The sequence below is a fragment of the Ferrimonas sp. YIN67 genome, from assembly GCF_057219095.1.
In genome coordinates, this window is record NZ_JBXVVJ010000001.1 from 925,550 (window position 1) to 937,564 (window position 12,015).

General features: G+C 55.6%; 12 protein-coding genes, 1 tRNA gene and 1 rRNA gene. 10 read left to right on the plus strand and 4 right to left on the minus strand.

The genetic code is table 11. The annotated features are described in order from the left end of the window. The first annotated feature begins 28 nt into the window (after positions 1-28). The 10 genes from rsfS to lipA all read left to right on the plus strand — a co-directional run bounded on the left by rsfS (position 29) and on the right by lipA (position 8,985). Positions 29-358 carry a ribosome silencing factor gene (gene rsfS / locus AC2D8U_RS03655; RefSeq protein ID WP_484617683.1) on the plus strand — a complete coding sequence of 110 codons (330 nt, stop codon included), beginning with the start codon at positions 29-31 and terminating at the stop codon, positions 356-358. 18 nt (positions 359-376) lie between these two features. Continuing rightward, a complete protein-coding gene (rlmH, locus tag AC2D8U_RS03660; RefSeq protein ID WP_484617684.1) occupies positions 377-844 on the plus strand; it encodes a 23S rRNA (pseudouridine(1915)-N(3))-methyltransferase RlmH in 468 nt (155 codons plus the stop codon). Continuing rightward, positions 841-2,748 carry a penicillin-binding protein 2 gene (mrdA, locus tag AC2D8U_RS03665; protein ID WP_484617685.1) on the plus strand — a complete coding sequence of 636 codons (1,908 nt, stop codon included), beginning with the start codon at positions 841-843 and terminating at the stop codon, positions 2,746-2,748. The genes rlmH and mrdA overlap by 4 nt, the downstream gene beginning before the upstream one ends. Further along, positions 2,748-3,857, plus strand: a complete 1,110-nt coding sequence (gene rodA, locus AC2D8U_RS03670; RefSeq protein WP_484617686.1) for a rod shape-determining protein RodA — start codon at positions 2,748-2,750, stop codon at positions 3,855-3,857. The genes mrdA and rodA overlap by 1 nt, the downstream gene beginning before the upstream one ends. 9 nt (positions 3,858-3,866) lie before the next feature. Further along, positions 3,867-4,838, plus strand: coding sequence for a lytic murein transglycosylase B (gene mltB / locus AC2D8U_RS03675; RefSeq protein ID WP_484617687.1), 972 nt, complete (start codon positions 3,867-3,869; stop codon positions 4,836-4,838). Continuing rightward, positions 4,828-5,619 carry a septal ring lytic transglycosylase RlpA family protein gene (locus AC2D8U_RS03680; protein WP_484617688.1) on the plus strand — a complete coding sequence of 264 codons (792 nt, stop codon included), beginning with the start codon at positions 4,828-4,830 and terminating at the stop codon, positions 5,617-5,619. The genes mltB and AC2D8U_RS03680 overlap by 11 nt, the downstream gene beginning before the upstream one ends. Before the next feature lie 89 nt (positions 5,620-5,708). After that, complete coding sequence (locus tag AC2D8U_RS03685) at positions 5,709-6,878, plus strand: serine hydrolase (RefSeq protein WP_484617704.1); 1,170 nt, start codon at positions 5,709-5,711, stop codon at positions 6,876-6,878. 138 nt (positions 6,879-7,016) lie between these two features. Further along, positions 7,017-7,280 carry a DUF493 family protein YbeD gene (gene ybeD, locus AC2D8U_RS03690; protein WP_484617689.1) on the plus strand — a complete coding sequence of 88 codons (264 nt, stop codon included), beginning with the start codon at positions 7,017-7,019 and terminating at the stop codon, positions 7,278-7,280. Positions 7,281-7,358: 78 nt separating this feature from the next. After that, complete coding sequence (gene lipB / locus AC2D8U_RS03695) at positions 7,359-8,024, plus strand: lipoyl(octanoyl) transferase LipB (RefSeq protein ID WP_484617690.1); 666 nt, start codon at positions 7,359-7,361, stop codon at positions 8,022-8,024. Further along, positions 8,017-8,985, plus strand: a complete 969-nt coding sequence (gene lipA / locus AC2D8U_RS03700) for a lipoyl synthase (RefSeq protein WP_484617691.1) — start codon at positions 8,017-8,019, stop codon at positions 8,983-8,985. Before lipB ends, lipA begins: the two co-directional genes overlap by 8 nt. Before the next feature lie 2 nt (positions 8,986-8,987). Here the strand turns inward: lipA and rimI are convergent, their stop codons facing one another. From rimI to rrf, 4 genes are all read right to left on the minus strand, one after another. After that, positions 8,988-9,425: a ribosomal protein S18-alanine N-acetyltransferase gene (gene rimI / locus AC2D8U_RS03705; protein ID WP_484617692.1), complete on the minus strand. Its 438-nt coding sequence runs from the start codon at positions 9,423-9,425 to the stop codon at positions 8,988-8,990. Next, on the minus strand, positions 9,422-9,763 hold the full coding sequence (locus AC2D8U_RS03710) for a DNA polymerase III subunit psi (RefSeq protein ID WP_484617693.1): 342 nt from the start codon (positions 9,761-9,763) through the stop codon (positions 9,422-9,424). Before AC2D8U_RS03710 ends, rimI begins: the two co-directional genes overlap by 4 nt. An 89-nt stretch (positions 9,764-9,852) precedes the next feature. Beyond that, positions 9,853-9,929: transfer RNA gene (locus AC2D8U_RS03715), tRNA-Trp, on the minus strand. A 1,981-nt stretch (positions 9,930-11,910) separates the two neighbouring features. Further along, positions 11,911-12,015 (minus strand): 5S ribosomal RNA (rrf, locus tag AC2D8U_RS03720); the annotation flags it as partial.

Consider the following 12,015-nt stretch of genomic DNA (forward strand, 5'->3'; position numbering starts at 1 on the left):
GTTGAATTCCCATATAGAGGTAACTTCGGTGCAAGCTTCCGAACTGAAAGACTTTGTTATTGAAAAGATTGAAGATATGAAAGGCCGCGACATCGTAGTGATGGACGTTTCCGACCGCAGTGATGTCACCGATTTCATGGTGGTATGCACCGGGACATCCAAGACTCACGTACGCTCCATTGCCGAAAATGTCTACGTCGATGCCAAAGATGCTGGCCACATTCCCCTGGGCATGGAAGGAAAAGACGCCGGTGAGTGGGCCCTGGTGGACCTCTCATCCGTGATCGTTCATGTCATGCAGCAGCAGACCCGTGATCTGTACCAACTGGAAAAACTCTGGGCAGCCCGCCCAGAATAATTCATGAAGCACTAAGCCATGAAAATCAAGTTGATCGCCGTCGGCACCAAAATGCCGAACTGGATCACCACAGGCTTTAGCGAATATCAGCGCCGTTTCCCTCGGGACATGGCGCTGCAGCTGGTGGAGATCCCTGCGGGAAAACGGGGTAAGAACGCCGATATCGCTCGCATCCTGGAAAAAGAGGGTGAAGCGATGTTGGCGGCGGCGCAAGGTTGTCGTATCGTCACTCTGGATATCCCGGGTAGGCCCTGGGACACACCTCAGCTGGCCAGGCAACTGGAACGCTGGCAGATGGATGGCCGAGATGTGGCGATCCTGATTGGTGGTCCGGAAGGGCTGGCTCCGGCCTGCAAACAGGCGGCAGAGCAAAGCTGGTCCCTGTCCAATCTCACGCTGCCCCATCCCTTGGTGCGCGTGATGATGGCGGAAAGCTTGTACCGGGCCTGGAGCATCAACAACAACCATCCATATCACCGCGAATGAGACGCTTTAAGCAACGGGTTGCCTTTCGGGACCATGCCGCCGAGGCGGCACTTTTCACCCGCCGAGCCATAGTGGGCTTTGCCTTTGTGATCGCTTTAATCAGTGTTTTGCTGGTCAATCTGTACAACATCCAGATCAACGATCACGCCACCTACCAGACTCGCTCCAACGACAACCGGATCCGATTGATCCCCGTTGCACCCAATCGCGGTCTGCTCTATGACCGCCACGGCACCCTGTTGGCCGACAATCAACCCGTCTACTCGCTCGAAGTGATCCCCGAGCAGGTCAAGGATATGGGAGGGCAACTCGATCAACTCAGCAGCTTCCTTCCCCTGGATGATGCACGCCGCGAGCAGTTTGAACAGCGCCTGCGCACTTCACGCCGTTTCAAGGCTCAGACCCTGATCAACCAGCTCAGTGAAGAAGAGGTCGCACTCTTCAGCGTCAATCAGCATCGCTTCCCCGGTTTCTACGTCGAAGCTGGCCTCAAGCGTCAATATCCTCACACGGCTAGCCTGACCCATCTGCTGGGCTATGTCGCCCGGATCAATAACACGGATCAACAGCGCCTCGACATGGAGGGACAGCGGGCCCGCTATGCGGCCACCCGCAATATCGGCAAGCAGGGGATCGAACGCTTCTATGAACACCTGCTGCACGGCGAACCTGGCATGCAGGAGGTGGAGGTCAATAACCGTGGACGCACCGTCCGGACGGTCAGTGCCACCCCATCGGAACAAGGGAAAGATCTGCACCTGACCCTGGATCTGGGTCTGCAGCAACACGCCGAACGCCTACTGGACGGGCGACGTGGTGCGGTGGTCGCGATGGATCCCCGTGACGGAGGGATCCTGGCGATGGTTTCCAGCCCAAGTTATGATCCCAACCTGTTCGTATCCGGGATCTCCGGCAAAGATTACAACGCCCTGCTTAATGATAAGGACCGCCCCCTGATCAACCGGGCGACCCAGGGGCAATACGCCCCAGCCTCCACCGTTAAACCCCACTTGGCCTTGCTGGGGCTGGAGAAGGGCCACATCACGCCAAAAACCAAGATCTGGGATCCGGGCTGGTGGCAGATCCCAGGGGTGGAGCGACGCTACCGAGACTGGAAGCGCTGGGGACATGGCTGGGTCGATCTCAACAAAGCCCTGGCTCAATCCTGCGATCCCTATTTTTATGAACTGGCCTACAACACAGGGATCAACGATATCAGCCAGTTTATGTATGAGTTTGGTTTTGGCCAAAGCACCGGAGTCGATATCCACGAAGAATCTGCCGGTAACATGCCTACCCGGGACTGGAAGCAGATCCGTTACAAAGAACCCTGGTATATCGGTGATACCATTTCTGTGGGGATCGGCCAGGGTTACTGGACCGCGACCCCCCTGCAACTGGCGCTGTCCACCACTATCCTGGCCAATAATGGGCGCCGCTTCGTGCCACACTTCTTAAAGGCCATCGGCACTGACGACCACGCGGAGGAGCAACTGCCGCAAGAGCGCCCGCCTCTAGAGTTGGAGCGGCCGGAGTCCTGGCAACACATTCAGCATGCCATGTATCTGACGGCACACCGCCCCGGTGGCAGTGGTTACCGCCAGTTTAATGATGCCCCCTACAAGTCGGCGGTCAAAACCGGGACAGGGCAGGTCTTTGGCCTGGCGGAAGACGCCGACTATAACGATGAAGAGGTCGCCGAGCACCTGCGTGATAACGCCCTGTTTGTCGGCTATGCCCCCTTTGATAATCCCAAGATCGTCATTGCCATCGTGCTTGAAAACGCCGGCTGGGGTGGGGCAAACGCCGGCCCGGTCGCCCGCTCCCTGTTCGATTACTATCTGGATCCCGATTACATAGCGCCATGGGATCTGCCCCAGGATGAGAGCGAGGAAGCCGAGTAATGTCCGAGATCACCCGTAATCAACCCAACATCTGGACGCGCCTACATCTGGATCTGCCTCTCCTGTGCGGTTTGATGCTGCTGATGGGATTTGGGCTGCTGGTGCTCTACAGTGCCAGCGGTGAGAGTGCGGCGATGCTTGAACGCCAATTGATCCGGGCAACCCTGGGCTTCCTGGTCATGTTTGTCCTCGCTCAGTTTAACCCCGAGATCTATCGGCGCTGGGCACTGCCTATCTTCCTGTTTGGCATCGCCCTGCTGGTGCTGGTCCATTTTTTTGGTGAAACCAATAAAGGGGCCCAGCGTTGGCTCAACCTGGGCTTTATGGAGTTTCAGCCCTCAGAACTGATGAAGCTGGCATTCCCCATCTTGATGGCGTGGTACATCAGCCAGTTCCCTCTGCCTCCCAAGAAGCGATACCTGCTTGGAGGGGCCATGATCCTGTTGATCCCGACCCTGCTGATCGCCTCCCAGCCCGATCTGGGGACTTCGATCCTGGTGGCCTCTTCAGGTGTATTTGTGCTGTTTCTGTCCGGCATGAGTTGGGCCATTGTCGGCTTCTGCGTGGCGGGGATCCTCGCCTTCCTACCCGTACTTTGGTTCTTCCTGATGAAGGACTACCAACGCACCCGCGTCATGACTCTGCTGGATCCGGAGAAGGATCCCCTGGGTGCGGGCTACCACATCATCCAATCCAAGATCGCCATCGGCAGTGGTGGATTGGAAGGTAAGGGATGGCTGCATGGTACTCAGTCTCAACTCGATTTTTTGCCCGAGCGTCATACCGATTTCATCTTTGCCGTTCTTGGCGAAGAGTTTGGCTTTATTGGGATCCTGGTCCTAATGGCCCTTTACCTGTTTGTCATTGGCCGTGGCCTGGTGATCGCCAGCCGCGCGCAAACCGCATTTTCCCGCCTGTTGGCGGGCTCCCTAACACTGACCTTTTTTGTCTATATCTTCGTCAACATCGGCATGGTCTCCGGCTTATTGCCTGTGGTGGGGGTTCCCCTGCCACTGATCTCTTATGGCGGTACCTCAATGCTGACGCTGATGGCCAGCTTTGGCATTTTGATGGCCATCCACACCCATAGACGATTCATTACACGTTAGGGCAACAATATGAACTTAAAGCAAAAAACCACAATGGCATTGCTGCTGGGCAGTATTAGCTTCGGTGCTCTGGCCGGTAACCTGAAATCCGAGTTTATCGATCACTGGCAAGGCCAGGGGCTCGACAAAAGCTACCTGCAACAAGCGCTGGCACTGGCTGAAAAAGACCAGGCGGTGATCGACGCCATCACCCGCCCCTGGGAGGCCAAGCCCTGGTACGAATACTATCCCCTGTTCCTAACCGAAAAGCGCCTAGCCGCAGGCCTTGCGTTTTGGCAGGAGCATCGGGAACTGCTAGAAGCTGCTCATGAGCGCTACGGCGTTGAACCCGAGATCATCGTCGCCATCATCGGGGTTGAAACCTTTTACGGCACCTATATGGGTAACTATCCCGTGCTGAATGCCCTCTACACCCTGGGTTTTCACTATCCGCCAAGGCAAACCTTTTTCCGCAAGGAGTTTGGCCATTTTCTCCAGTTGGCCAAGGAACAAGGCTGGGAGTTAACCGAACCCCATGGCTCCTATGCCGGCGCGATGGGATTGGGACAATTTATTCCTTCCTCCTATCAGGCTTATGCCGTCGACTTTGACGGTGACGGCCAGCGTGATCTGTTCACTAACCCCGCAGATGCCATCGGCTCGGTCGCCAACTACTTTGCCCGTCATCGCTGGCAACGCGCACAAGCCGTTACCCAGCGGGTCGAGATCCAGGATGAAAAACGTGTGACTCAGGTCCTGTGGGATGGAAAACGTCTGAGTCAGGATAGCGATACACTGCGTCAACAAGGTGTCGAGGTGCCCCAAGGGATCGAAGGCAAGCTCGGTCTGGTTAAACTGGAAGTCGGCAAAGGGCGCTTTGAGTACCAATTGGTCCACCCCAACTTTTATGCCATCACCCGCTACAACCACAGCCCCCTGTATGCCATGGCGGTTTGGCAATTCAGCCAGCAACTGAAACAGGCCGCTGCCGATGCAATCTAAGCAAGCACTGGCAGCGACCCTGATGCTGGCGCTAGGAGGCTGCAGCAGCGTCCCGGAGCAGGCATCAGGCCGTTACCAGATGAGCCAGGATGCTCCCCCGGAAGTGGCACCGGACCTGGCCCACCTGGAACCTCCAACGCCGCGCTTTGAGCCCCATAGCCGGGGAGGCAATAGGGATTATCAAGTACTTGGGATCCACTACCAGGTGCTGCCCAGCGCCGAAGGCTATGTGAAGGAGGGGATCGCATCCTGGTACGGCGCCAAGTTTCATGGCCACCTGACCTCCAACGGTGAAACCTACGACATGTACAGCTTTTCTGCAGCGCATCGAAGCCTACCGCTGCCGACCTACGCCAGAGTCACCAACTTAGGCAATGGCCGAGAGCTGATCGTACGGATCAATGACCGAGGTCCCTTCCATCCGGATCGAGAGATAGACCTGTCTTATGCCGCAGCCTGGCATCTGGACATGCTCGGCTCAGGTACGGCAAGGGTGAAGGTGGAGGCATTGCATTTTGAGCCGTCCCCCCTGGCAGCGCAAGATCCTCAGCTCTATATCCAGCTCACCGCCAGCGGTGATCATCAACGGGTAAAAGCGCTGAAACACAAAGTGGAAAAAGAAACTTATCTGCCTGCACGGGTGACTCTTCAGGGCAGCTTGTATAAACTTCAGGTAGGACCCTTTGCAACCGCCCAAAAAGCCCAACACTGGCTGGAGCAATTGAAGCACTTAGGCTTCAAGGAAGCTTTTAAGATCAGCGAAACGCAAACATCCAACTAACATTTTTCTGTGTATGGGACCCTCTTCGGCAGAAGGTCCCATGCCACACTGAGTCTGCGATGCGGATTCCAAAAGACAATAGCTCACACATCATGAATTTCATCAAACGAACGTTAATCTCCGCTTCCACAATGCTGGCCTGTGCCGGCGTAGCCGCCGCCCCTATGGTGATCCCCAATCCCCCCACTGTCGCGGCCGAATCTTTTGTTCTGCTCGACTATCAAACGGGTCGAGTCCTGGCGGAAAACAATGCCAACGAGCGCCGTGCACCAGCCAGCCTTACCAAAATGATGACTTCCTATGTTCTAGGACAGGAGGTTAATCGGGGTAACGTAAACCTGGACGACAAGGTGACCATCTCCGAGAATGCCTGGGCCAAGAAATTCCCAGGCTCTTCCGTTATGTGGATCGAAGTGGGCACTCAGGTAGCACTGTCCGATCTGTACCAGGGCATGGTGGTCGTTTCCGGTAACGATGCCTGTGTGGCCATTTCCGAGCACGTCGCCGGCACCGAATCCGCCTACACCGATCTGATGAACGCCTGGGCAGAGCGACTGGGTATGCGCGACACCCACTTTGCCAATAGCCATGGACTGGATTCTAACGACCAGTTGACCACGGCCTACGACATGGGCCTGCTGGGCCAGGCGATCATTCGTGATATTCCTGAGCACTACCACCTGTACTCCCAGCGCGAATTCACCTACAACAACATCCGTCAGCACAACCGTAATGGCCTGCTTTGGGATCGCAGCCTGAACGTAGATGGATTGAAAACCGGTTTCACCAACAACGCTGGCTACAGTCTGGTGAGCTCCGCTACCCGTGGCGACATGCGCCTAGTGGCCGTCGTCATGGGAGCCAAGAGCGCCCAGACCCGTGAAGCGGAGAGCAAGAAGCTGTTCAACTACGGTTTCCGCTTCTTTGAAACCGTTACTCCCTATAAGGCGGGCGACGAATTCATCAGCCAAAAGCTGTACTACGGTGATAAGCCAGAGGTAAAGCTGGGTGTACTGGAAGACACTCCGGTTACCATCTACCGTGGACAAGGCGATAAGCTGCAAGCGGATTTCGAACTGAACACTGAGCTTAAAGCCCCACTGAACCGTGGAGATCAAGTCGGTACACTCTACTTCAAGATGGATGGCCAGGATATCGCCACCTACCCGCTGATGGTGCTGGAAGACGTTCAGGAGGGCAGCCTGTTCTCCAAACTGTTGGACTACCTCAAGTTGCTGTTCCTCTCTTTCTTTAATTAAGAAAGGCATCTTTTTGAAAGCAGGGGCGATCTTTAGATCGCCCCTTTTCGTTGGCGATGTTATCGCCAGTTGACGCTTGATCTTTGGTATAATCGCCCCCAGTTATACGGCCATCAGTTTTTTCCGCCGGAGAGATATATGCAAACCAAATTTGACGAACTGCTGGACTTCCCCTGCGCCTTCCCCTTCAAGGTGCTGGGTCTGACCTGCGAAACCCTGCCTGAACGTGTCGTAGCCGTACTGCAACAGCACGCACCAGGCGATTACAGCCCAAGCAGCAAGCCCTCCAGCAAGGGCACCTACATGTCCGTGACCGTAACCTGCACAGTCACCAGCAAGGAACACGTTGAGCGGCTCTACATCGAGCTGGCCAAAATCGACGGAGTTCGCGGCGTCCTCTAAAAATGTGACCCAGCTGGCATTTGGTCAGACCATAGGTATAATGCAGGCAACCCTATTTCAACCAAGAGCGGTTTTCATTTGGTTGCCAGCACCCTCATCATTCGTCATCTTGGACGCCAACCCTACCAGCCGGTTTGGCACGCCATGCAAGCCTTCACCGATCGTCGCGACGACAACAGCCCTGATGAACTTTGGCTCGTAGAACATGCTCCTGTCTTCACTCAAGGGCAGGCCGGCAAGGCCGAGCACCTGTTGAATCCTGGCGCGATCCCCGTCGTGCATGTTGACCGGGGAGGACAGATCACTTACCACGGCCCAGGCCAACTGGTCCTCTATCCCATGCTGGATCTGCACCGCCATCAACTTGGCGTGCGGGATCTGGTAACGCTGATCGAACAAAGTCTGATTGACCTGCTGGCCCACCATGGGATTAAGGCCAGCGCCGATCCCAAGGCTCCCGGTGTCTACGTCACGGGACATAAGATCGCGTCTCTAGGACTGAAGATCCGCCGCCGACAAAAGCAGATGTACTCCTACCATGGCCTGGCGTTGAATGTGGATATGGATCTCTCTCCCTTTTTGCAGATCAATCCCTGTGGCTACGCTGGCTTACAGATGGCTCAGTGCCGCGAGCTAGGCGGTCCAGCCAGTGTCGAGCAGGCCGGCCGTGAACTTACTGATATCCTGATCAACCGCTTAGGTTATACCCAGATCGAACATGAAGAAGGATTGCCCAATGCCTGAGAGCAAGACCCGCATGCAAGCGGGCGTGAAGCTGAGAGATGCCGAGAAGGTGGCCCGGATCCCTATCAAGGTCGTGCCCACTCCGCGTGAGGAGATGCTACGCAAGCCGGATTGGCTCAAGATCAAACTTCCCCCGACCAGTGAGCGGATCGATGAGGTCAAAGGGGCCATGCGTAAACATGGCCTGCACTCAGTCTGTGAAGAGGCCTCCTGCCCCAACCTGTCCGAGTGCTTCCACCATGGTACCGCCACCTTTATGATCCTCGGGGCCATCTGTACCCGTCGCTGCCCTTTCTGTGACGTGGCCCATGGCCGCCCGCTCAAGCCGGACCAGGAAGAACCGGTGAAGCTGGCGCGCACCATTCGGGATATGAAGCTCAAGTACGTCGTGATCACTTCGGTGGATCGGGACGACCTGCGGGATGGCGGCGCCCAGCATTTTGCCGACTGTATCCGGGAGATCCGGGCCCTAAATCCCCACATCAAAATTGAGATCCTCGTACCGGATTTCCGCGGACGTATTGATCGGGCTCTGGAGATCCTTAAGGACAACCCACCCGATGTGCTGAATCACAATCTGGAAACCGCCCCCCGTCTCTATCGCATGGCCAGGCCTGGCGCCAGCTACCAATGGTCACTGGAGCTGCTGAAGAAATTTAAGGAGCAGCATCCGGATGTCCCCACAAAGTCCGGCCTGATGATGGGACTGGGAGAGACGAACGCAGAGATCCGATCAGTCTTGGATGACTTGCGCAGTCACAATGTTGAAATGCTGACACTGGGACAGTATCTGCAGCCTAGCCGTCATCACCTTCCAGTTAAACGCTACGTGCCACCTGCGGAGTTCGACGAACTGAAACACTACGCCCAATCCATCGGCTTTACCCATGCTGCCTGCGGCCCTCTGGTTCGCTCCAGCTACCACGCCGATCTCCAGGCTCAGGGCAAAGAGGTAAAATAGACCTAAAGAGTACGGGACATCAGGACCGCATCCTCACGCCCACCGACGCAAGGGTAATAGCCCTTGCGTCGCCCATCCTCATGAAATCCCTGCCCCAAGTAGAGGCCAATCGCCGCCTGGTTGCCTGCCCGCACTTCGAGGAAGCACATGGCCGCATCGTGTCCAGATGCCATCGATAACGCCCGTTTCAATAACGCGCGCCCCTTGCCCTGCCCCTGCGATTGCTCGGCGACACAGATGTTCATCAGGGTCACTTCATCGAATACTTGGTTAAACAGGTAAAAGCCTATCGGACGCTCTCCTTCGAACAGGACTTCCCCCCAATAGTTATCCCCGAGGCAAGACGCCAGCGTCTCACGACTCCAGGGATAGGGGTGTGCGCCCTGCTCAACTTCGTACAGAGCATCAAGCAGTGCGAGCGAAGCAGGAATAAAGGTCATAGCCAACGTTGTAGCCCCTGCCACAGACGCCGTTTGGCCTCCGAAGTATCAAGCTCGGAAAGGGCAGGAGAGTGCAACTGGGTAGGTGTGGCGGGCAGATAGTGCTTCAACGTCCAGTAGCGCTTAGCCTTGATAGCATCGACCCGTCTTGCAACGACACAATCTTCAGGCGCAATATTCAAATAAAGCAATACATCACGAACCACAGGATATGAAAGGGGATCGTGAATGTCAGTGATCACCCCAAGCTCGGCGGGCCGCTCTGGAGTGATATAAGGCGTGATCCCCATCTGCTGCAGGGCCGCTGTCTGCCGCGGGGAAAGTGAAGTTCGACTCATAGTAGCGAGGTTACCATATCTGACCGAAAGCAAGGATAAAGTGCAGACACAAAAAAGCCCGCACATAATGTGCGGGCTTTTCTGCTATATGGCAGGGGTAGACGGGCTCGAACCGCCAACACCCGGATTTGGAATCCGGTGCTCTACCAATTGGAGCTATACCCCTAGCGAACGAGTGAGGATTATAAGGATCGGCCGGCAAAGGTAAAGGGGTTTTTCCTTCATACTGTTCCATTTGCACACTTTCCAACCGAAGCCAGGCTCTACTGGCGGATATGCCATCAAATCGTCTACTTCCCACCCAAAGAACGTCTGTGTGAATCACCCGGACTTTCCTACCCCCCTCAGAGCCTTACTATGAGGCAACCAAGGAGGTGTTATGACAAGCCAAGGATATCCGGAAGATTTTAAGATCGAGGTGGTCAAACAGGTAACCGAACGGGGGACGCTCTGTCACTGGGAATTTCACGCAATTTAAGCGTTTCAAGCTACAGCCTTTACGCCCGAATAAAACGATCCAGCAAGCCAGAAGCGCAGCAGAGGGAAGTAAGTGCTCCGCAAGCAGAGATCTGAAGTCTTCGCCCAGAACTGCGTCAAGTGACCGAAGAAAGAGACATACTAAAAAGGCCCCATACTTCGCCAAGGAGTCAGGCTGAATTACGCCTTCATCAAGGAGCACTCCGGAAACTACGCTGTACGAAGTTTGTCCCGGACACTGAGCGCTCACCCCAGCGGCGATGATGCATGGTTGAAAGCACCGTACTCTCCTCTAGCTCAGGACGAGCAGTGCTTGTCTGATTGGATAAAACAGGCCTGGTTTGAAAGAGCTGGCGTCTATAGGTACCGAACAATTCATGATGACGTGCATGAATTTGGCGAGTCGTGTGGAAAGCATCGGGTGGCTCGATTGATGAAGTGGGCAGAGCCGCGTTCTCAAACGGGCTGCCTGGGTGGACCCGGTTTATATGGCAGGATAGCCACCGGTTGCATCCCCGAACTTGTTAGAGCGCCAATTTGATACCTCGAAACCCAATAAAGCTTGGGTTACGAAGATCACATACATTCGAACTTATGCGGTCTGGGTGTATTTGACCGGGGTCATCAACCTGTTTTCCCGGCTGGTTCTGGCGTCTGGATTACAACGAAGAACGCCCCCATGACAACCTGGGGAGTATGACGCCAGTGGACTATCCCAGCGGCAAATCACTTCAGAAACCTCTACCTCCGAGGTGTGCCATTAATGGAAAAGTGGGCAGTAACAGCGGCATGGGAGCAAGTGGAGCCACAGCGCGATAGTCATCAGGCAAAAAGCAGATACGAAAAAGGCCCTGTCCGACGACAGGGCCTTAATCTCTATCTCTTAGCAAGAGCAGTGCTGACAGACAGGGACGTATTAATGCCGCGAGTCCATGGATGGGCAGGAGCGGCGGGCGGTGTGTACTCGATCTCACCTCGGCTCACATGGACGCTCTCCGACCAGCGCCACACTAGCTTGATGTGCAGGGAGGCAGGAATGCCGCGCTGCCATGGAGGGCAAGGAGCGCCCGGCACAACTGCGTTTCACTGACCGCCATGGATGGCGGAAATGCCGGCTATGCAGGAGCAATTACCGGCGCCCAGCTCCTGGTAACCGTGGCATGGGAGCATGCGGGGCCTCAGCGCTATTGTCACCGGACAAAAAGCAGATACGAAAAAGGCCCTGTCCGAAGACAGGGCCTTAATCTGAATAAGTGCTTGGCAGTGACCTACTCTCACATGGACTCATTCAAACGGCGCCACACTACCGGCGCAACGGCGTTTCACTGACCGCCATGGATGGCGGAAATGCCGGCTATGCAGGAGCAATTACCGGCGCCCAGCTCTTGGTAACCGTGGCATGGGAGCATGCGGGGCCGCAGCGCTATTGTCACCGGACAAAAAACCGATACGAAAAAGGCCCTGTCCGAAGACAGGGCCTTAATCTGAATAAGCGCTTGGCGGTGACCTAATCTCACATGGACTCTCTCAAACTGGCCACACTGCCATCGGCGCTATCGCCTTTCACTTCTCAGCTTTGGTGTTAGTGGCATGGGATCGGGGGTCTATGACGCTATTGCCACACAACGAAAAAAGCCCATCCTTTCGGATGGGCTTCTCTCTAAATAAGCGCTTGGCGGTGACCTACTCTCACATGGGAACTCCCACACTACCATCGGCGCGATTGCGTTTCACTTCCGAGTTCGGCATGGGATCGGGTGGTTCCACAATGCTAT